Annotated in this window: 19 protein-coding genes; 2 read left to right on the forward strand and 17 right to left on the reverse strand. The window is 69.7% G+C overall.

What is annotated here, in order from left to right; genetic code table 11:
- Positions 1-63: 63 nt before the first annotated feature.
- The 5 genes from ACQW02_RS06945 to ACQW02_RS06965 all read right to left on the reverse strand — a co-directional run bounded on the left by ACQW02_RS06945 (position 64) and on the right by ACQW02_RS06965 (position 5,771).
- Positions 64-972, reverse strand: a complete 909-nt coding sequence (locus ACQW02_RS06945; protein WP_431284534.1) for an SMP-30/gluconolactonase/LRE family protein — start codon at positions 970-972, stop codon at positions 64-66.
- Positions 973-1,042: 70 nt separating this feature from the next.
- Positions 1,043-2,224 (reverse strand): IS481 family transposase, encoded by a 1,182-nt coding sequence (locus tag ACQW02_RS06950; protein ID WP_431284535.1) that lies wholly within the window; start codon positions 2,222-2,224, stop codon positions 1,043-1,045.
- Positions 2,225-2,536: 312 nt separating this feature from the next.
- A complete protein-coding gene (locus ACQW02_RS06955) occupies positions 2,537-3,772 on the reverse strand; it encodes a CaiB/BaiF CoA transferase family protein (protein WP_431284536.1) in 1,236 nt (411 codons plus the stop codon).
- Positions 3,762-4,724 carry a hydroxymethylglutaryl-CoA lyase gene (locus ACQW02_RS06960; protein ID WP_431284537.1) on the reverse strand — a complete coding sequence of 321 codons (963 nt, stop codon included), beginning with the start codon at positions 4,722-4,724 and terminating at the stop codon, positions 3,762-3,764. Before ACQW02_RS06960 ends, ACQW02_RS06955 begins: the two co-directional genes overlap by 11 nt.
- A 135-nt stretch (positions 4,725-4,859) precedes the next feature.
- Positions 4,860-5,771 carry a LysR family transcriptional regulator gene (locus ACQW02_RS06965; RefSeq protein ID WP_431284538.1) on the reverse strand — a complete coding sequence of 304 codons (912 nt, stop codon included), beginning with the start codon at positions 5,769-5,771 and terminating at the stop codon, positions 4,860-4,862.
- Between the two features lie 144 nt (positions 5,772-5,915).
- Here ACQW02_RS06965 and ACQW02_RS06970 point away from each other — a divergent pair, with 144 nt between their 5' ends.
- Both ACQW02_RS06970 and ACQW02_RS06975 read left to right on the forward strand, forming a co-directional pair.
- Complete coding sequence (locus tag ACQW02_RS06970; protein WP_431284539.1) at positions 5,916-6,362, forward strand: (2Fe-2S)-binding protein; 447 nt, start codon at positions 5,916-5,918, stop codon at positions 6,360-6,362.
- 13 nt (positions 6,363-6,375) lie between these two features.
- Complete coding sequence (locus tag ACQW02_RS06975; RefSeq protein WP_431284540.1) at positions 6,376-8,586, forward strand: molybdopterin cofactor-binding domain-containing protein; 2,211 nt, start codon at positions 6,376-6,378, stop codon at positions 8,584-8,586.
- 255 nt (positions 8,587-8,841) lie between these two features.
- On the opposite strand, the gene ACQW02_RS06980 is transcribed toward ACQW02_RS06975, so the two are convergent.
- From ACQW02_RS06980 to modB, 12 genes are all read right to left on the reverse strand, one after another.
- Entirely contained in the window at positions 8,842-9,576 is a 735-nt protein-coding gene (locus ACQW02_RS06980; protein ID WP_431284541.1) for a FadR/GntR family transcriptional regulator, read from the reverse strand.
- A gap of 176 nt (positions 9,577-9,752) precedes the next feature.
- Complete coding sequence (locus ACQW02_RS06985) at positions 9,753-10,451, reverse strand: DUF6792 domain-containing protein (RefSeq protein WP_431284542.1); 699 nt, start codon at positions 10,449-10,451, stop codon at positions 9,753-9,755.
- 138 nt (positions 10,452-10,589) lie between these two features.
- Complete coding sequence (locus ACQW02_RS06990; protein ID WP_431284543.1) at positions 10,590-11,405, reverse strand: creatininase family protein; 816 nt, start codon at positions 11,403-11,405, stop codon at positions 10,590-10,592.
- A gap of 13 nt (positions 11,406-11,418) precedes the next feature.
- The gene (locus ACQW02_RS06995; protein WP_431284544.1) at positions 11,419-12,369 is read right to left on the reverse strand and encodes an ABC transporter ATP-binding protein; all 951 of its coding nucleotides are present in this window, start codon (positions 12,367-12,369) and stop codon (positions 11,419-11,421) included.
- Complete coding sequence (locus ACQW02_RS07000) at positions 12,366-14,162, reverse strand: dipeptide/oligopeptide/nickel ABC transporter permease/ATP-binding protein (protein WP_431284545.1); 1,797 nt, start codon at positions 14,160-14,162, stop codon at positions 12,366-12,368. The genes ACQW02_RS06995 and ACQW02_RS07000 overlap by 4 nt, the downstream gene beginning before the upstream one ends.
- A complete protein-coding gene (locus ACQW02_RS07005) occupies positions 14,159-15,109 on the reverse strand; it encodes an ABC transporter permease (protein WP_431284546.1) in 951 nt (316 codons plus the stop codon). Before ACQW02_RS07005 ends, ACQW02_RS07000 begins: the two co-directional genes overlap by 4 nt.
- Complete coding sequence (locus ACQW02_RS07010) at positions 15,109-16,638, reverse strand: ABC transporter substrate-binding protein (RefSeq protein ID WP_431284547.1); 1,530 nt, start codon at positions 16,636-16,638, stop codon at positions 15,109-15,111. The genes ACQW02_RS07005 and ACQW02_RS07010 overlap by 1 nt, the downstream gene beginning before the upstream one ends.
- 186 nt (positions 16,639-16,824) lie before the next feature.
- Positions 16,825-17,193, reverse strand: a complete 369-nt coding sequence (locus ACQW02_RS07015; protein WP_431284548.1) for a winged helix-turn-helix domain-containing protein — start codon at positions 17,191-17,193, stop codon at positions 16,825-16,827.
- Positions 17,194-17,208: 15 nt separating this feature from the next.
- On the reverse strand, positions 17,209-17,361 hold the full coding sequence (locus ACQW02_RS07020) for a TOBE domain-containing protein (RefSeq protein WP_431284549.1): 153 nt from the start codon (positions 17,359-17,361) through the stop codon (positions 17,209-17,211).
- Between the two features lie 14 nt (positions 17,362-17,375).
- Complete coding sequence (gene modD, locus ACQW02_RS07025; protein ID WP_431284550.1) at positions 17,376-18,230, reverse strand: ModD protein; 855 nt, start codon at positions 18,228-18,230, stop codon at positions 17,376-17,378.
- Between the two features lie 84 nt (positions 18,231-18,314).
- Positions 18,315-19,463, reverse strand: coding sequence for a molybdenum ABC transporter ATP-binding protein (gene modC / locus ACQW02_RS07030; RefSeq protein ID WP_431284551.1), 1,149 nt, complete (start codon positions 19,461-19,463; stop codon positions 18,315-18,317).
- The gene (gene modB / locus ACQW02_RS07035; protein ID WP_431284552.1) at positions 19,463-20,155 is read right to left on the reverse strand and encodes a molybdate ABC transporter permease subunit; all 693 of its coding nucleotides are present in this window, start codon (positions 20,153-20,155) and stop codon (positions 19,463-19,465) included. The genes modC and modB overlap by 1 nt, the downstream gene beginning before the upstream one ends.

The following is a 20,155-nucleotide window of genomic DNA, read 5'->3' on the forward strand; positions in this document are numbered from 1 at the left end:
TCCAGCGTGGTGATCGTGCGCGAACAGGGTCGCGGTAGGGTATCCCATGGCGTCCTATTGGCACTAGGCCCCGGCATGGGAGAACAATGCCAGCCCCGGCTCCGGCATCTCGGCGCGCAGCACGGAGCAACTTGCCGCCTCGGTGATGTAGAGCCAGCGATTGTCGGGGCCGCCATAGGCGACATTCATCACCATCGCACCCGCGCAGGATTCGACGCGCCCGATCGGCAAGCCGCGCTTGTCGAAGAGCCACACGATGCCGAGGCCGGGATGCGCCACGGCCAGGTTGCCCTTGGCATCCAGCGCCATGCCATCCGGGCCGGGGCAGGGGAGTTGGGCGAAGAGCCCGGCCTTGGTCACCCCGCCCTTGTCGGTCAGTGGCAGGATCCAGATCTCGTTCGACCGGGTGGCGGCGACGAAGACCACTTTTTCCGATCGGTTCAGCACGATGCCGTTCGGGCTCGGCACATTGCCGACCAGCGCGGTCAACTGGCCGTCCGGTGTCAGGCGATAGACCCGGCCGGTGGGGTCGTGCAGCCCGGTCTGGCCCTGGTCGGTGAAGAACAGGTCGCCATTGCGCGCGAAGACCAGGTCATTGACGCCCTTGAAACGCTCCTTGTCCGGGCCTTCAAGGAAGGAGGTGACGGCGCCGCTGGCGGGATCCAGCAGCATCAAGCCGTGGCGGTGATCGGCGATGAAGATCCGTCCGTCCTGGTGGATCTTCAGCCCGTTCGGCTCACCATCATATTCGGCGACCAGGGCGAAGGTGCCGTCCGGCGCGATGCGGAAGACGCGGCCATTCGGGATGTCGGTGATGTAGAGGTTGCCCGCGAGGTCGAAGGACGGACCCTCCAGCACCGATCCGCTGCGGGACCGCGTGCGCGGCGCGCCGACGCCGGTCCTGCGGTAGGTGTCCGGCAGGGTGGCGAAGACTTCGGTCGGAATGACGCGGGGCGGCGGGAAGCCGAACATGCGGGATCGTCCTGGCAGGTTGTGGAAACATCGGGGCGGTTGCGCCGTGGAGAGGGCTTCGCCCCCTTGTTCAGACCGGAGAGATGCTTGACGGGTGTTCGGAGACATCCCTGACGGGTCCGATTATCGTTTCTGGCCCGGTGATGTCCACCTCACCCAGCCTGAAGCGCATGAAGTGCAGGCTCAGCACGCCATCCCGCCCCGTCGCACGCAGCGCGATGTCCAGCCCGGCGAAGGCCTGCGACAGCCCGACCATCCTGCCATGCAGTTTGAAGCAGCCATTCGGCCGCACCCGGCGCACCAGGTCGGTCTGGTAGTAGTCGGGCGTCGGCAGCACCTCGGGAAAGCCCTGGCTGCTGGGCCGGTAGCGGCTCGCCGGCACGTCCATGCCCAGCGCCTCATGCGGGCGCTGTTCGTTGTAGACTGGCCGCCAGGCGTTGAACGCCGCCTGGCAGTCGTCCAGGTCGGCGAAGCGCCGGCCCTGCAGCACCTCCACATCCAGCGTGCGGTGGAACCGCTCGTCCTTGCCTTGGGTCTGCGGATGCCGCGGCCGCCCATGCAGGGTCGCCACGCCCAGCCGCATCAGCCAGACCTCGAAGGCGCTGCGCTGCACCGCCAGCCTGCCGGTATGGCCCGTGGCGCCCCAGGGTGAGCCATTGTCGCACAGGATGGCGCCGGGCAGGCCATAGCGGCGGAACAGCGCGGTCAGCCGACCCTGGACCTCGATCAGCGTCTCGCCAGCACAGGCGGCGATGCCCAGGGCGTAGCGCGAATGGTCGTCCAGCACGGTCAGCGGGTGGCAGCGCCGGCTGCCGGCCGGGATGTGGCCCTTGAAGTCCATCTGCCACAGCTCGTTCGGGGCTGGGCGTTCAAAGCGGGTCAGGGCGCGATGCCGCTCGGCCTCGATCGGGTCGATCTGGCCGGCACGGCGCAGCACCTGCGTCACCGTCGATGGCGCCGGCACCCCCTCCACGCCCAGGTCGCGCAGCCGCCGCGCCAGCTTGCGCCCGCCCCAGCGCGGGTGCGCCGCGCGCAGGGCAAGCAGCTGCGCCTCGATCTCGGGCGCCACCCGCCTGGGGCTGTCGTGCGGCCGGCGCGAGCGCTCCACGAGGCCCGCATCGCCAACCTCGCGGTGACGCCGCAACAGGGTGAAACCGCTCTGCCGGCTGATGCCAAAGCGACGGCATAACGCCGCCACGCTGACATCGCCGACGCTGGCCAGACGGACGAACTCCCGACGGGTGTCGATCACAGATAACGCCTTCCAGGGCATCGTCCCTCTCCCGAGAAACCAAGCCCAAAAGCGTCAAGCATGTCTCCGAACAGGCGTCAGGGATGTCTCCGGTCTGAACACCCCCTCCATACCTCCCCCACCAAGGGGCCGTGGCCCCTTGGAACCCACGGGATTTGGCACAATGGAGAGAGGGGCGTCACGGGCGTGCCCTTGGGCGAGGGCGCATCATGCCCCTCTCTCCATTGTGCCAAAACTCCGCCGGTCCAGGGGCGGCGGCCCCTGGTGGGGTGAGTTTGAGAGGGGCGAAGCCCCTTTCATGGCGCAACCTCGCTAGATGATGTGCTCGGCACGCAACGCCGCCAGTGCGGCGGCGTCGTAGCCGAGTTCGGCGTAGATTCCGTCATTGTCGTGGCCGAGTTCCGGCGGCAGTGGCGGTGCGTCCTCGGCCTCTCCGGCGAAGCGCATGCCGGTGCCGCCGACGACGACGTCGGAGCCGGCGCAGGGTTTTTGGAAGCCGCGGGCGTGCAGATGCGGCAGGTCCAGCACCTCGGGGATCGTCAGGATGGGGCCGCAGGGGACGCCGTGCCGTGTCAGGATCTCGTCCCACTCGGCCGAGGTTTTCTGGGCCAGCACGGTGTGCAGGATCGCCTTCATCTCGTCGCGGCGGCGGAAGCGTTCCTGGCGGTCGGTCCAGACCGGGCTCTGCTTCATCTCGCCCAAGGCCAGCGCGTCGCAGAGGGCGAGGAACTGGCGGTCTTCGTTGCAGACGATGTTGATGTGGCCGTCCTTGGTCGGGAAGGTGCCCGATGGCGCGGCCGACCGGCTGTCATTGCCAAGGCGTGTCGGCGCGCGCCCGGCATTGGCGAAGTCGGAGACGATCCAGGCCGCCATGACCATGCTGGATTCCAGCATGGAGACATCGACCATCGCGCCGACCCCTGTCGCGCGCGCGCGGAAGATCGCGGAGACGGCGCCGAGGGCGGCGACCGCGCCGGCGAAGGAATCGCAGACGACGAAGCCGGCGCGGCTCGGCGTCGGGCCATCGGTGCCGGTCAGGCTCATCAGCCCGGACATGCCCTGGATGATCTGGTCATAGGCCGGGCGCATCGCCAGCGGCCCATCCTGCCCGAAGCCGGAGATGGCGCAGTAGACGAGATCCGGCTTGACCAGGCGCAGCGCGTCGTAGTCGAGGCCGAGTTTCTGCATCGTGCCCGGTTTGAAATTCTCGAACACCGCATCGGCCTTGGTGACCAGGCGGCGGAAGATCTCCTGCCCCTTGGGCGATTGCAGGTTGAGCGTGACCGAACGCTTGCCGGCGCTGGTGGCCAGGTAGGATGTGCCCATGAAGGCACGGCCGCGCGCGGGATCGGCGCCCATCTTGCGGGCCAGGTCGCCGCCCTGGGGGCGCTCGACCTTGATCACCTCGGCGCCGAGGCTGGCGAGCAGGTAGGTCGCAAGCGGCCCGGCCAGCACGTTCGACACGTCGATGATGCGCAGGCCGTTCAGCGGGCGAGGCGCTGTGGCGGTGCTGGCGGAAAGGACCGCGCCCAGGTCATCATGCGGCACGGCGTTTCTCCCGGATCGCGGACAGGCTTCCCGCCTGGGCGACGCGGCCCGGCAGGGGGTGGCCGACGACCTGCTGCGCGATCTCGGAGGCGGTGACGAGGGCCTCCAGGTTGGTGCCGGTGTCGATGCCCATCTCGTGGCACATCGACACGAGATCCTCGGTGCAGACATTTCCGGCGGCGGCGCGATGCTTGGCAAAGGGGCAGCCGCCCAGGCCGGCGATCGAGGCGTCGAACAGGTCGATGCCCATGGCCAGCCCGGCGAAGGCATTGGCCAGGCCCATGCCGCGCGTGTCGTGCAGGTGCAGCCGCAGCGGCAGGTCGGGGTGGCGGGTGCGGATGGCGCCGATCATGCGTTGCACCGAAAGGGGGGTCGCCCAGGCCATGGTGTCGGCCAGGATCAGGTGATGCAATGTGCAGCCGTGTTCGGTGAAGAGTTGCAGCGCTTCCTCGACCATGGCCAGCACGCTGGGCAGGGGGATATCGCCCTCGAAATTGCAGCCGAAGGCGGAGGAGATGCTGGCTTCGGTCACCGGCACGCCGATCGCGAGGCAGGTCTGGATGAGGGCGACATTCTTCGCGCGGTTTTCCTCCGGCGTGCGCTGGAGGTTGCTGCGCAGGAAGGAGCCCGAGGGATAGAGCCGCACCTTGCCGTCGACGCGCAGGTGCGGGATGTCCAGCGCCTGGCGCAGCCCGCGTTCATTCATCCAAAGCGCGCTGTATTCCACGCCCGGCCGCACGCGGATGCCGCGCGCGACGGCTTCGGCATCGGCCATGCCCGGCACGCGGCGCGGATCGACGAAGGATGCGATCTGGATGTGCCGCAGGCCGGTGTCGGACAGGGCGTCGATCAGGCGGATCTTCGCTTCGGTGGGGATCGGCCCCTTTTCGAACTGGAAGCCTTCGCGTGGGCCTTCTTCGAAGATTTTTATGCGGCGCGGCAGGTCTGGCATGTGTCGGTTTCCCTCAGGCGACGCCAGCGCGCGGTCTCGTTTCCGTGCCGGCGTGGTTGCCTCCCTTGGTGTTCGACATCGGCCGGTGCTGCCCGGGCGTCAAATCGAATGATCCACGCGTTCCATAGGTTGCGTCTATGGCCCCCCGGCGGGTCCGCGCGATGGGCTGAAAAAATCGATGAAGGCGCGCAGCGCGGGCAGGGTCTGCCGGTGTTTCGGGTAGTAGAGGTAGAAGCCGGGAAAGGGCGGCGTCCAGTCCCGCAGGATATGCACCAGCCTGCCGGCGGCGATGTGGTCGCGCACGTCATCCAGCATCGGATAGCCGATCCCGACGCCATCCAGCGCGGCCTGGATCTGCACGGACGTGTGGTTGGCGATGAGGGGACCGTCCACCGGAACCTCCAGCATCGCGCCGTCGCGTTCGAACTCCCAGCGATACAGATTCTGGTTGGTGGGCAGTCGGAAGTTGATGCAGCGATGGTGCCGCAACTCCTGCGGCACCATCGGCGTGCCGTGGCGGGCGAGGTAGTCGGGGGCGGCGACGATGGCCATTTCCAGGTCGCCGCTCAGCCGGATCGCGATCATGTCGCGTTCCAGGCGTTCGCCGAAGCGAACGCCGGCGTCGAAGCGGCCGCTGACGATGTCCACCAGCGTGTCGTCGGCGACGATTTCCAGCGTGATGGCGGGATAGGCGTTCAGGAAACGCCCGACCAAAGGGGCCAGGTAGACGGCGGTGGCCGACTGGCTGGCATTGATGCGCAGGCTGCCGGAGGGGCGATCGCCCAGGGTGCGGACATCGGCGACGGCGGCCTCCAGGTCGGCGAAAGCCGGCGCGATGCGGTCGAGCAGCCTGGACCCGGCGTCGGTCGGGGCGACGCTGCGGGTGGTGCGGTTCAGCAGCCGCACGCCCAGCCGGTCCTCCAGCCCCCGGATGGTCTGGCTGAGGGCGGAGGGGGTGACGCCCAGGTGCGTCGCGGCGCGGGCGAAGCTGCCGCGTTCGGCGACGGCCACGAAGGAACGGAGTTCGGTGTATTCGCCGCCGCGCATTATGTCAAAAATCCGCAATAGCCCATGAATATTATAGGGCATTCCTGACAGTCGTGTCGCCTGCCATCTTCCGGCACCAGCTAGGCGTGCGACTGAATTCCGGCGCCCCTCGCGATGCCGCTTCTCTTCTTCGGGAATGAGTCCATGGAACTGACCATCAACGGCGCGACGCGCCAGATCGAGGCCGAGGCGGATACCCCGCTGCTTTGGGTGCTGCGCGACGAATTGGGCATGACCGGCACCAAATACGGCTGCGGCGCGGCCCAGTGCGGCGCCTGCACCGTGCTGGTGGATGGCCAGCCGACGCGGTCCTGCGTCACCCCGGCCGAGGCAGTGGTGGGCCAACCGATCATGACGATCGAGGCGATCACGGCAGACCCGGTCGGCCAGCGTGTCGTCGCGGCCTGGGTGGCGCAGCAGGTGCCGCAATGCGGTTACTGCCAGTCGGGCCAGGTGATGGCGGCGACGGCCCTGCTGAAGCAGACCCCGCGGCCGAGTGACGAGGATATCGCCGCCGCGATGGTCAACCTGTGCCGCTGCGGCACCTACAACGCCATTGCCGCCGCCGTGCGGCAGGCCGCCCAGGCCTGAGGGAGCGATGATGATGAACGCGATCACGCAGGCCCCGGGCCGGCCGGTCAACCTGTCCCGCCGTGGCGCGCTGGGTGCGGCCCTCGGCACGCTCGTGCTTGGGGCGGTGCTGCCGCGGGGCGCGGCCCTGGGGCAGGCGGCGCCCGCCGCGGCGGGGCGCAACCCGATGTCGGCACTGCTGGAACTCCGCGCCGATGGCTCGGTCCTGTTCCGCAGCCCCTTCGTCGAGGGCGGGCAGGGTGTCGCCACCGCCATGGCGCAGATCATCGGCGAGGAGCTGGATGTCGAACCCGCGCGCTTCATCGTGGAATGCGCGCCGCCCGGCCCGGCCTTCAATGCCGAGGACGGCTTGCGCGTCACCGGCGGCAGCCGTTCGGTCCGCACCAGCTACCAGGCGATGCGCGAACTTGGTGCGACGGCCCGGCTGATGCTGGTCCAGGCCGCGGCCGCGCGGCTGGGCGTGCCGGCCGATAGCCTGACGACCGAACCCGGCCGCGTGCTGCATGCGCGATCCGGCCGCGCGATCGCCTATGGCGACCTGGCGCAGGCCGCGGCGGCGCTGCCGGTGCCGGCGAACCCGCCGCTGCGGTCGCCGACCACCTTCCGCTGGATCGGCAAGCCCGTCGCGCGGATCGACGTGCAGGACAAATCCACCGGCCGCGCCACCTATGGCATCGACCTCGTGGTGGAGGGCATGTTGCAGGCCGCCGTGCAGCACGCCCCCCGCCTGGGCGGCGAGCCGGGGGCCATCGCCAATGAGGCCGCGGTCCGGGCGATGCCGGGGGTGCATTCCATCCATCGCCTGCCCGGGGCCGTCGCGGTCCTGGCCGATCGCTGGTGGCGGGCGCGTCGCGCGGTCGAAACGCTGGAGGTCGCCTGGACCGATCCGGCGCCTGGCACGGCCAATGTGATGCCGGCCGATTTCTCCTCGGCCGGGCTGCGCGCGACGCTGCTCGCGACCCCTGGCCCCGGCATGGTGGGGGAGGAGGTGGGCGATGCGTCCGCGGCGCTGCGGACAGCGGCCCGCACGGTGGAGGCCGTGTATGACGCGCCCTTCCTGGCGCATGGGCAGTTGGAACCGCCTTCGGCCATCGCGTCCTGGAAGCCGGATGGGTCGCTGGAACTCTGGCTGCCGAACCAGGCGCAGGACATGTTCCAGCGCGCCGCGGCCGAGGTGGCGGGCATCGCGCCGGAGAAGGTGACCCTGCATTCGCCCATCCTCGGCGGCTTTTTCGGGCGGCACTTCCTGTATCCGGCGAGCATCCCCTTCGCGCAGGCCATCCTGCTGTCCAAGGCCGCCGGCCGGCCGGTGAAGGTGATCTGGAGCCGCGAGGAGGAGTTTTTGCGCGACGCGCTGCGGCCCATGGGGCTGGTGCGGATGCGGGCTGGGCTGGATTCCACGGGGATGCCGGTCGCGCTGGATGCGGAAGCGGTCGGCGATGGGCTGCTGATCCGCCTGTTCGGCGCGCCGGCGGACAAGGCGGATGACACGATGATCGAGGGTATCGCCAAGAAACCCTACGCCATTCCGCATCGCCGCATCGCGCATGTGCCGATGCAGAACCCGGCCATCATCGGCTTCTGGCGCTCGGTCGGGCATTCGATGAATGATTTCTTCTCGGAATCCTTCCTCGATGAATTGGCCGATGTGGGGGGCAAGGATCCGTTCGCGCTGCGCCTGGCCCTCTTGGCCGACCAGCCGCGCCACAAGGCGCTGCTGGAAGCGGTGGGCGAGTTGTCCGGCGGCTGGAAGCGCGGTCCCTTCACCGCACCCGATGGCACGCGGCGCGCGCGGGGTGTCGCCATGGCATCGCCCTTTGGCAGCGAGGTCGCGGCGATCTCCGAGGTGTCGATCAAGGATGGCGCCGTCGTCGTGCATGATGTCTGGATCGCGATCGATCCGGGCAGCATCGTGAACCCGGCCATCGTCGAAGCGCAGATGAATTCCGCCATTGCACTGGGTGTGTCGATCACCCTACTGGAGGAATTCACCTACGAGAACGGCACGCCAGGCGCGCGGAACTTCGATGGCTACCCGATCCTGCCACCGGATCGCATGCCGCGCGTGCATGTGCGCATCGTCGAAAGCGGCGCGCCGATGGGTGGCATCGGCGAGCCGGGGCTGCCGGCCGTGCCGCCAGCGATCGTCAACGCGGTGGCGGCACTGACCGGCCGGCACATCCGCACGCTGCCACTGTCAAAGACGCAGTTCGGGGCGGTGTGAATTGGGGGGGCGCGCCGTGGAGAGGGCTTCGCCCCCTCCACACCTCCCCCACCAAGGGGCCGTGGCCCCTTGGAACCCACGGGATTTGGCAAAAGAAAGGGAGGGGCGTCACTGATGCGCCCTGCGGGAGGCGCGGTCTCGCCCCTCCCTTTCTTTTGCCAATATATCGCGCCGGTCCAGGGGCGGCGGCCCCTGGTGGGGAGAGTATGAGAGGGGCGAAGCCCCTTTCATGGCGCCGCCCCCAATGCGCCCCCGTCAGGCCTCGACATCCTGCGCGGTCGAACGGGCGGTCGTGGCGGTCAGGTGGCGGCGCATGTAGCGTTCTGCTTTGTCGCCGTCTTGTTGTTCGATCGCCTGGTTGATCATGTCGTGGATCTTGATGACGGCGTTGCGTGTTTCGGTGGTGTTGTAGACTTCGGTCGTGGTCGCGGCGGCGACGCCGAAGGAGAGTGATTTCAGGAAGGTCGCCAGCAATTCATTGCCGCTGGCCTCGGCCACGGCCAGGTGCCATTGCACGTTGACGATCGAGAAGCGTTGGAAGTTTCCCGCGGCCGCGACCAGTTCGTTCTGCAGTGCCCAGAGGCGATCCAGATCCTGCGGCGTGCGGCGCTGCGCGGCGATGCGGGCGAGCAGGGGTTCGATGAGTTCGCGCGTCTCGTGCAGCGCGTGGACCGAAATCTTCCTGCCGCGGACGAATTGGCCGATGAGATGTGCGAGGTTTTCGCTGCCGGGCAGGGAGACCATGTTGCCGCCGAGGCGACCGCGCCTGGGGTTCACCAGCCCTTCGGTCGCCAGCATCCGCAAGGCCTCGCGCACCGAGCCACGGCTCAGGCCGGTCTGGATCACAAGCTCTCGCTCGGTCGGGAGTCGGGAGCCTTCCGGGATGTCACCGGTCAGGATGGCTTCTCGCAGTTGCGATGCCAGCAGGTCGTAAGACTTGGGGGCGGACACTTTACTGACGGAGAAGGGGCTTCGTCCCGACGCGGGCATCTGGGCCTTTCTCTAAGGATGGGTTGGTCATGACGTCACCATACCGGGACATGACACATGGCCGACCACGCTGATCCGAAGCGGTTTCGATGTCCTACCGCCCGAATGCCCGCCCGTCCAGCAACCCCTTCACCCCGGAGCATCGCGCCCGCGTGGCGGCCCCGCTTCCGCCCGGATCATCGATTGGCGGCCGTGATCGCCCCCATGGCCGGCAGGCCGCCCAGTCCTGACGCCATGACCGACTTCACGACGGCGGCGCCGCCATGGGCATTGGTGATGTTCAGCCCCTGGTGCGGCAATGTCTGAAGCGGCCCGACATGCTTGCCGGAGGCCCGGCTCACCGGGTCCCAGTTCACCCGGAAGTTCAATCCCAGCTTGAAATGGCGGGTGGAGGCGCCGTTTGCCAGCTTGCCGGACCAGGTGCCCAGCGCCGGCGGTGCGTTGAAGGTGATGAAGGGCAGGTTGCAATGAACGCCGCACACCTGGGCCAAATGCCCGCCGAGCGAATGGCCGACCAGGATGATGAAGGCATTGGGGTATTGCTGCTTGATGCTCTGCGTGTAGCGCAAGGCGTCATTGGCGCGATCCGGCATGCGGCCAAGCGCGATCGAGACATCGTCGTCCAGCCAGTCCTTCCCATCCTTGTGGGGTTTGCCGGCGCTGCCGCGAAAGCTGACCATGTACATGGCGGCATTCTTTTCGAACTTGTAGAGGCCGGTGGAGGCCCCGCCGGCGTCGCCTTCCTCGGCCCAGCCAAACCTTGGGGTGTTCTTGGGGTCGAAGAAGCCGCCCAGGAGCCGGAAGTTGTCGAAGTCCAGATTCTTGTAGATGGCTTTCGCGCCCTGCGCGCAGTCCAGGATCGTGATGAACGACACAGGTGAACCTCCGTTGGCAGGGACGTTCGTCGCGTCGCCCGTCTGCCTCCGGCCCATAGCCCTGGGATCGTAAACGGGGGGTTGATCCGGATCCGCACCCAGGATCCGGCGACGCGCCGGATCCTGGGTGGAAGGCCCCTATTGCTTGGCGAAATGCGCGCAGAAGGCGGCGCCGATCCGGGTCAGTTCCGCCGCCAGCAGGGCGCCCGTCTCCGCACTGCACAGGCGCGGATCGCCAGCGCCGACCGCGTTCGGGCTGACCGCGTCGTATTCCAGCGGCACGGTGACTTCCGCGCCCTGGAAATCCAGCGCGCCCCAGCCCTGGAAGCCCAGGCCGATATGCGTCGGCTTGGGTCCGGTCGGCGGGTTGGGGATCAGGTCGGGCCGCAGGTTCTGCGGAAAGAAATGCATCCCCAGGCTGGTCAGCGGATCGGCGCCATGGCTCGACACGGCCTTGGCTTTCTCGGGGCCGATCAGCTTCGGCAACAGGCCATAGGCGATGCGCCAGAGGTACATCGCCGGGATCAGCACGCCGTCGTTCTGCAGCACCGCGCGGGTCGCGTCGTTGATGACGCCGACGTTGCCGCCATGGCCGTTGATGACGATCAGCTTGGTCAGCTTGTGGCGCAGCAGGTTGGCGAAGACATCGTCCAGCACCGCTCGCAGCGTGCTGTAGGACAGCGCGATGCCACCCGGCATGGCGCCGAAGAAATCGGCCTTGCCGAAGGGCATGACGGGGGCGACGACGGTCGGCGTGCCTTCGGCGGTGGCGCGCAGGGCGATTTCCTCGGCCATCTTCTCGGCCAGGAAGTAGTCGCCCATCGGGCCGTGCGGTCCCTGGTCCTCGTGGCTGCCCATCGGCAGCAGGATCACCGGGTTGCGGGCGTAGAGGGTGCGCGCCTCATCCCCCGTGATTTCCCCCATGCGGACTTTCGTTGGCGATTTTTCGGCCATGTGTTGTCTCCTGTTAGGCGAGTTCTTCCGCCCGGATGCAGGCGACGCGCCGGCCCTCGCCCATCGGGCGGAGGGCCGGCACGGTGTCGGCACAGGCCGGAATCGCATGTTCGCAGCGGGTGCGGAAGACGCAGCCGGAGGGGGGCGCCGAGGGGCTGGGCGGTTCCCCCGGCAGGATGATCCGCGCGATGCGCCGGGCCGGGTCCAGCATCGGCGTCGCGGACAGCAGCGCCCGCGTATAGGGGTGGGCGGGCTTGGCGAAGAGGGCGGCGACGGGGCCTTCCTCCATCACCCTTCCGCAATACATGACCAGCACCCGGTCGCAGAGGTGACGCACCACCAGCAGGTCGTGACTGATGAACAGCAGCGCCAGGCCCAGGTCCCGGCGCAGATCGGCCAGCAGGCGCACGACCTGCGCCTGGATCGACACATCCAGCGCCGAGACGGGTTCATCCGCCACCAGAAACTCCGGCCCCGAGGCCAGGGCGCGGGCGATGCCGATGCGCTGGCGCTGGCCGCCGCTGAATTCATGGGGAAAGGCATCTTTTCGCGCCGGGTCCAGCCCGACCTTGGCCATCAGGGCGGCGACGCCCTCGGCGCGCTGCCCATGGATCGCCAGGCCGTCGCCGATCTGCGCGCCGATGGTGCGGCGGGAATCCAGGCTGCCAAAGGGGTCCTGGAAGACGATGGCCATGCGGGCGCGCAACTGGCGCCAGGCGGCGCTGCCGGGCGGCGGCATCGGCGCGCCGTCGAAGCGCAGGGTGCCGGCGGTCACGGGCAACAGCCCCAGCATCAGCCGGCCGAGGGTGCTCTTGCCCGATCCGCTTTCACCGACCACGCCCAGGGCTTCGCCGCGCGCGACGCTGGCATCGATGCCGGCGACGGCGCGCACCGGGCGCCCACGGCGGAACAGGCCCCGGCCGGGAAAGGTCTTTTCCACGCCTTGGGCGACGACCAGGCTCATGCCGCGATCTCCCGCCAGCGCAAGCAGCGTATGTCGCGGCCGCGATCGGTTTCCAGCGGCACGGGTTCGGCACAGACGGCTGCGGCCTGGGGGCAGCGCGGGGCGAAGCGGCAGCCGGGGGGGTAGGAATCCGGGCGCGGGACGGTGCCGGGGATGCCCTCGGGCGGGGTGTCGCCATCCGGCACGGCGGCCAGCAAGGCGCGGGTATAGGGGTGGCGGGGGCGGGCAAAGACCTCGCTCACCGGGCCGCTTTCGACGATCTGGGCGGCGTACATCACCACGACCTCATCCGCGACCTCGGCCACCACGCCGAGCGAATGGGTGATCAGGACGAGCCCCATGCCGCCCTCGCTCTTCAGATCGGCCAGCAGGTCCAGGATGGCGGCCTGGACGGTCACATCCAGGGCGGTGGTCGGTTCGTCGGCGATCAGCAACCGGGGGTGGTTGGCGATGGCCATGGCGATCATCACCCGCTGGCGCATCCCGCCCGAAAGTTCATGCGGCCAGGCGCGGGCGCGGCCGGCGGGGTCGGCGATGCCGACGCGGGTGAGCAGGGAGACGGCCTCGTCGCGGGCGGGGCGGCGGTGGACGGCAATGGCCTCGGTCACTTGGTCGCCGATGCGATGGACGGGGTTCAGGCTGCTCATCGGGTCCTGGAAGACCATGGCCATGGCCTGGCCGCGCAGCCGGCGGCGGGCGGGTTCGGCCAGGCGCAGCAGGTCGTTGCCCTCGAACCAGGCGTTTCCGGCGGCGACGCGGGCGGCGGGGGGCAGCAGCCCCATGATGGCGGTGGCGGCCATGGACTTGCCGGATCCGCTTTCGCCGACGATGGCCAGGGTGCGCCCGGCGGCGACGGAGAAGGAGACGTCCTCGACCGGGCGGATGGTGCCGGTGGGGGTGGCGATTTCCACGGTCAGGCCGCGGACCTCCAACAGCGCAGGGCGTTCGGGCGGCAGCAGGCCGGGCAGCAGGCGGTCGAGCATTCGGCGGGGCGGGGCGGCGCCGCGCGGGTCCAGCGCATCGCGCAGGGCGTCGCAGCACATGTTCATGGCCAGGACGGTCAGGGTCAGGGCGACGCAGGGCCAGAGCAGCAGGCTGGGGGCAGCTTCCATCGTCGCCCGCGCGCCACGGATCATAAGGCCCCAGGAGGGTGTCGGCGGCACGACGCCGAGGCCCAGGAACGACAAGCCGCTTTCCAGCACCACGGCGGCGGCGACCGCCAGCGACACCTGCACCAGCACCGGCCCCGCGATGTTGGGCAGCACGGTGCGCGACAGGATGCGGGGGTTGGAGGCGCCGAGGGAGCGCACGGCCTCCACATAGTCCTGGCCGCGCGCGCTCAGGACTTCGGCATAGGCGACGCGAATGAAGCCGGGCAGGTAGAGGATCGAGAGGACGAAGATCAGCGTGCCGGTGCCCGGCCCCATCAGGGTGACGACCAGCAGGGCGAGCAGCACCGGCGGGAAGCACAGCAGGACGTCGGCGCCACGGATCGCCAGCAACTCCGCGAGCCCTCGGAACCAGCCGCCCAGCAACCCAAGCGCGGTGCCCGCGACCGCCGCGATGAAGGTCGCGGCGAAAGCGACGGCCAGCGACGAGCGCGCGCCCCAGACCAGGCGCGACAGCACGTCGCGGCCGAATTCGTCGCGGCCGAGGGGGCTGCCCGGCAGCCAGGCGGCCAGGCGGTTGCCAACATCCTGCACCACCGGATCGGGCAGCGGCAGCCAGGGGGCGAGGATCGCGACCAGGATCAGAAACCCCACGGCGGCGCCGGGGATGGCCAGGCGCCTCATGCCCGCGCGACGCGGGGGTCGAGGGCGGCGTAGACGAGGTCCATCGCCAGGTTGATCAAGAGGAACAGCCCCGACACCGTGAGCACGATGCCGACCACCATGGGATAGTCCCGCGCCTCGACCGCCCGCAGCAGGGGCGTGGACAGGCCGGGCCAGTTGAAGACGTATTCGACCAGCACCGTGCCGCCCAGCAGCGCACCCATGTGCAGCCCCAGCACCGTGGCGACGGGGCTGAGCGCATTGCGCACCACATGCCGCCACAAGACCTGGCGGGGCGACAAACCCTTGGCCCGGGCGGTGCGGACATGATCGCGCGACAGGGCGTCGAGCACGGAGGCCCGGGTCATGCGGAAGACCACCGCCGCCAGCCCCTTGCCGACCGCCAGCGCCGGCAGCAGCAGCAACAGCATGTGCCGCGCCGGGTTCTCGGCAAAGGGCATGTAGCCCCCGGCCGGCATCCAGCGCAGCCATTGCGCGAAGACCAGGATGAAGACGGTGCCGAGGACGAAGACCGGCACGGATTGCAGGATGGCGGCCGCGGCCGCGCTGCCGCGATCGAAGCCGCCGCCCTGGCGCACCGCGGCCAGGGTGCCGGTCGGCAGGCCCACCAGCAGCGCGATCACTGTGCCCGCGAAAATCAGTTCCAGGGTGCGCGGCAGGCGCAGCAGGATTTCGTCGATGACCGGGTATTCATCGACCAGCGACAGCCCCAGGTCGCCCCGCGCCAGCCCGGCCAGGAAGGCCGTGTATTGCTGGTGCAGCGGCAGGTCGAGCCCAAGGCGCGTCCGCAATTCCGCCACGGCAAAGGCATCGGGCGCGGTGCCGCCGGTGGAGAGCAGGATTTCGGCCGGATCGCCCGGCACGAGATGCAGGGCCAGGAAGACGATCGAGGCGACCACCCACATCAGCGCCAGCGACACGCCCAGGCGGCGCAGCAGCCAAAACATCAGCCGGCGCCCGTGAACTCCAGCAACGCGCCAGAGGAGGTGCTGAGCGCGCCGGGCAGGTTCTCGAACCCCTGCAACCGGCGGTCCAGCCCATAGCCCTGGCTGCGCCAGGCGAGGCCGACCATGGGCACTTCCTCAAGCGCCGCGCGCTGCATGTCGCGATAGACCTCGACCCGCTTGGCGGTGTCGAATTCGGCGCGGCCCTTGGCGAGCAATTCCACCGTGCGCGGCGCCTGCACACCGAAGGATCGGCCATGCGCGGCCGACAGGCTGGTGTCGAGCACCACGGTCAGCCCGTCGGGATCGTTGAAATCGGCGGAAACCCCGTGCACCGCGATGTCGTATTGGCCGCGCGTGCCGAGCGAGACGCGGGTGGACCAGTCGGTAAGGCGCAGTTCGGCGCGGATGCCGATCTGGCCCAGGTGCTGCTGGGCGATTTCGGCGGTGTCCTTGTGCATGCCGAATTGGCTGGTCGCGAGCAGGGTGGTGGAAAAGCCGTTGGGGTGCCCGGCCTCGGCCAGCAGGGCGCGGGCGCGGGCGGGGTCGTAGTTCCAGCCTTTCGACAATTCGGCATCGAACCAGGGCGTGCCCTCGACGATCGGCACGCCTTCCAAAGCGGAGCCGCGGCCGGAAAAAGCGACGCGGACGATGTCGTCGCGCCGGATCGCATGGGCGCAGGCGCGGCGCACGCGGGGGTCGTTGAAGGGCGGGCGGGTGCCGTTGAACAGCAGGTCCATGAAGGGGCCGTTCTGGGCGGCGAGGCGCAGGCGTGGATCGGCCTCGACCGCCGCCATGCCGGACCAGGGCACGTATTCGATCATGTCCACATCGCCCGATTGCAGGGCGGCCAGGCGCAGGCTTTCGTCGGCATAGACCGTCATGCGCAACGTGCGCGACTTCGGCAGGCCGGGCATCCAGTAGTTCGGCGCGGCCTGCAATTCCAGGAAGGTGCCGCGTTCCTGGGACGCGATGCGATAGGGGCCGCAGCCCATCGGCGCATTCATGTCGCGCGACCCGCGCCAGACGATCGGCATGTTGTAGTTGGTGAACCACATCGGCACGGTCACCAGCGGCGTGGTCATCACCAGCCGCACCGTATGCGCATCCGGCGTTTCGACGCGGGCGATCTGCTGCATCTGGGCGCGGTAATAGGCGGTGGAGCGTTCGCCGGCGATCTGTTCGATCGTCCACTTCACGTCCTCGGACGTGACCTTCTCGCCATTGTGGAAGACCGCGTTGGGGTTGAGCTTGAAGACCCAGGCGCCATCGGCATCCAGGCTCCATTCGGTCGCCAATTCACCGCGCAGGTCGCCCTTGCTGTCGAAGCCCAGCAGGCGGCGATGCAGCAGCATCTTCACGGTGCCCGCCGAGGCGCCGGTCGAGACCCAGGGCTGCAGGTTCGGCGGCCAGGCGGACAGGCCGTAGCGCAGCACCCCCGGCCGCCATTGCGCGGCGGCAGGCCCCGCCAGATGCAGGCCGGTGAGGCCGGCCATGCTGCCGAGCAGGAGGCGACGGGTCGGAAGGGGCATCGGACACCTCGGGCGGATCAGGCCCCGAGGCTGCGGCGCGGGGCCAGGGGCGTCAATCAATCTATGCGGGCTGTCTGGCCGCCGCGGCCCGGGGTTGGGATGGCCGCGGGCGGGGCCTGCCTGGAATTGAGCAGGACGCGGCGGCCGGACATGGGCACGCGCGTGGCCGTGCGGTGCCAGCTTCGGTCAGCCCGTGGCCCGGCGGACCAGCGCCAGCAGCCGTGGTTCCGCCGCCCGCTGCGCGGCGCGTTCGATCGCCCGGTAATCGGCGACCAAATTCCGCCCGGCATCGGTCAAGGTCGCGCCACCGCCGCGATAGCCGCCGGTGCTCGCCTCCACCACCGCGACGCCGAGCAGCTTGTTCAGCGCATCGACCAGGTCCCAGGCGCGCTTGTAGCTCATGCCCAGCGCCCGCCCGGCGGCGGAGATCGAGCCTTCGCGGTCGATCGCCTCCAGCAAGGTGATCTTGCCCGGCCCGATCCGGCCTTGCGGCAGGTCGATGCGCAGGCTCAGCACGCCGGCGTCGGTCGGGGCAAGGGGGGCCTGGCGGGTCATCGGCCTAGCCTGGCGTCATTCCACGCCAACCATCATGCCGGATGCCTTGACCACCGCGCTCGCCGTCTTCCCGGGCGCCAGGCCCGGTTCCTCCATCGCCTCATTGGTGATGGCGGCGGTCGGCACGACGCCGTTGCCGGGGATCACGTTGCGGGCGGAGCGTTTCATCGTGGTTGCTTTCTCTAGGTTGGGAATTCGGTGACGGTGACCGATACATCCGCCGGCGGCGCGGCATAGGCGGCGGAGGTCACCAGCAGGTCGGCGCCGGCGGCGGCGTAGGCCGCGGCATTGGCCTCATTCACCCCGCCCGCGACGGCGATCAGGGGCTTGCGCGGCAGGGCCGCGATCGCGCGCACCGCATCGGCCACCTGCTCTGGCGTCAGCTTGTCGAGTTGCAGGGAATCGACACCGGCCCCGGCGAACCACACCGCCTCGTCCACGCTTTCGGCCTCGACGGTGATCTTGCGTTCGGGCTGGGCGGCGCGCAGTTGCGCGACCCATAGATGCGGCGGCGTCCGGCCCAGGAAGGCGCGGTGCTGAGCGAAGACCAGCACACTGTCGGACAGGCCGAGGCGATGCGGCACGCAGCCGCCGGCCATGATCGCCTTCAGCATCACATCCTTCGCGCCCGGCACGTGCTTGCGCGTGCAGGCCACCATGATGCCGGACCGGCCCTCCCGCGCGGCGCGCAGGATGCGCCGGGCCCGGGTCGCGATGCCGGAGGCGACTTCGATCAGGGTCTGCGCCACCTTCATGGCGCGATGCAGCGCGGCCGCATCGCCCTCGGCCACCAGCAGGTCGCCCCCAGCCTCGACCTGCGCGCCGGAGGCGGCGAATTGCCGCGTCGCGGTGCAGCCGGCCAGCAGCATCAGCCGCTCCGCGTCCTCCGTGCAGCAGGCGGTGATGATCGTGCGGGTGCGGAACACGGCCTGGCCGCGCCGGCCGCCGATGCCAAGCCCGAGGGTGGTGGCATCGCCATAGGGCACATCCTCGCGCAGCATCGCGAGCAACCGGTCGTCCGGGAGCAGAAAAGGCACTTCAGCCCTCCATCGGCGCGACACCATGCCGCCGCCAGACGAAAGCTGCCCGCGCCGGGGCGGGGAAGTCCAGCAAGCTGTCCGTCATCCCCACGACGCCATGCTGGCCGGCGTGGGGACCGGTTCGGCCGCCTCATCGCCCGGGTGGCCCGCCGCGTGGTCGAAGGTCACCGCCTTGACCACCGCCCAGAGCGCCATGCCGGGCACCAGGCCAAGCCGCGTCACGCTGTCGCGCGTCACCCGCGCCAGCATCACGGTCGGGCCGATCGAGAGCGTGAGGAAGGCTTCATGCGACGACGCGGCTTCATTGATGCCAGTCAGCGTCGCGGCCAGGATGTTCTGCGTGGAGATGCCGCGCGGGGGTTCGGTCGCCACCGCGATATCGCGCGCGCGCAGACGGATGCGCGCCCGGCTGCCCGGCGGCTCCGCGCGCAGCGAGACGAAGAAGGCGCCGCCGGGGAAGCCCAGCCGCGTCAGCCCGCGCACCGGATCATGCGCATCGATGGTGCAGGTGATCAGCGATCCCGCATCGCGGCGGGCCGCCAGCGGCAGGTCGGTGCGCGCGGCCAGTTGCTCCACCGCTCCCTCGGCCAGCACGCGCCCGGCGTCGAGCAGCACCAGGCGGTCCGCCAGGGCATCGACCTCGTCCAGCGCATGGGTCACGTAGAGGATCGGGATACGCGCCGCATCGCGCAGCCGCGCGAGGAAGGGGAGAACGTCGCCGCGCCGCCCGGCATCGAGCGCCGCCAGGGGTTCATCCATCAGCAGCAGCCGGGGCCGCGCCAGCAGGGCGCGCCCCAGGGCCACGCGCTGCCGCTCACCACCCGACAGCCGGCCGGGCCGGCGTGCCAGCAGCGGCGCGATGCCGAGCAGGGCCACCACCTCCTCGAACCCCGGCCCGGTGGCGTCGCGCGGCGCGCGGCGCAGGCCGTAGCGCAGGTTGGTGTCCACGCTGAGGTGCGGGAAGAGCCGTGCCTCCTGGAACACCACGGCAAAGCGCCGGTGTTCCGCCGCCACGGAAATCCCGCGCGCCGTGTCCAGCACCACGCCGCCATCCACCGCTACGCGACCCTCGTGCGGCTGCAACAGCCCCGCGACGGCGGCGAGGATGGTGCTCTTGCCGCAGCCGGATGGGCCGAACAGCGCCGTCACGCCGACCTCGGGCGCGGTGAAGGCGGCATCGATGGCGAAGCCGTCGCGCCCGAAGCGGTGTCGCAAGGCGACCTCCAGCATCAGCCGCGCCCCAGCAGCACATGCATGCGCCGCGCGATCAGCTCGGCCAGCAGCAGGCCGGAGATGGCGAGGGTGAAGGAGACCAGTGCCAGCCGCGCCGCCACCGCCTCGCCCCCCGGCGTCTGCGTCGCGCTGTAGATCGCCAGCGGCAGGGTCTGCGTCTGGCCGGGGATGTTGGAGGCGAAGGTGATGACCGCGCCGAATTCGCCCAGGCCCGCGGCGAAGGCGGTGACGGCGCCGGCCAGGATGCCGGGCGACATCAAGGGCAGGGTCACGGTGATGAAGCGGTCGACCGGCCCGGCCCCCAATGTGCGGGCCGCAGCCTCCAGCCCCTGGTCCACATGTTCCAGCCCCAGCCGCACCGAACGCACGATCAACGGGAAGGACATCACCGCGGTGGCCAGGGCCGCGCCATCCGTGGTGAAGACCAGCCTGATGCCGAACCAGTCATGCAGCGGCGCGCCGATCGGCCCGCGGATGCCGAACAGCATCAGCAGCCCCCAGCCGACCACGACGGGCGGCACCACCAGCGGCAGGTGCACGAAGGCATCCAGCAGCGTCCGGCCCGGAAAACGCCGGCGCGCCAGCAGCCAGGCGATGCCGACCGCCGGGATCAGCGACAGCAGCACCGAACGCGTGGCGACGTCGAGGCTGAGGCGGACGGCCTGCCATTCCTCGGCGGAAAGGGTCAC

Source organism: Humitalea sp. 24SJ18S-53 (genome assembly GCF_050632385.1).
GTDB lineage: Bacteria > Pseudomonadota > Alphaproteobacteria > Acetobacterales > Acetobacteraceae > Humitalea.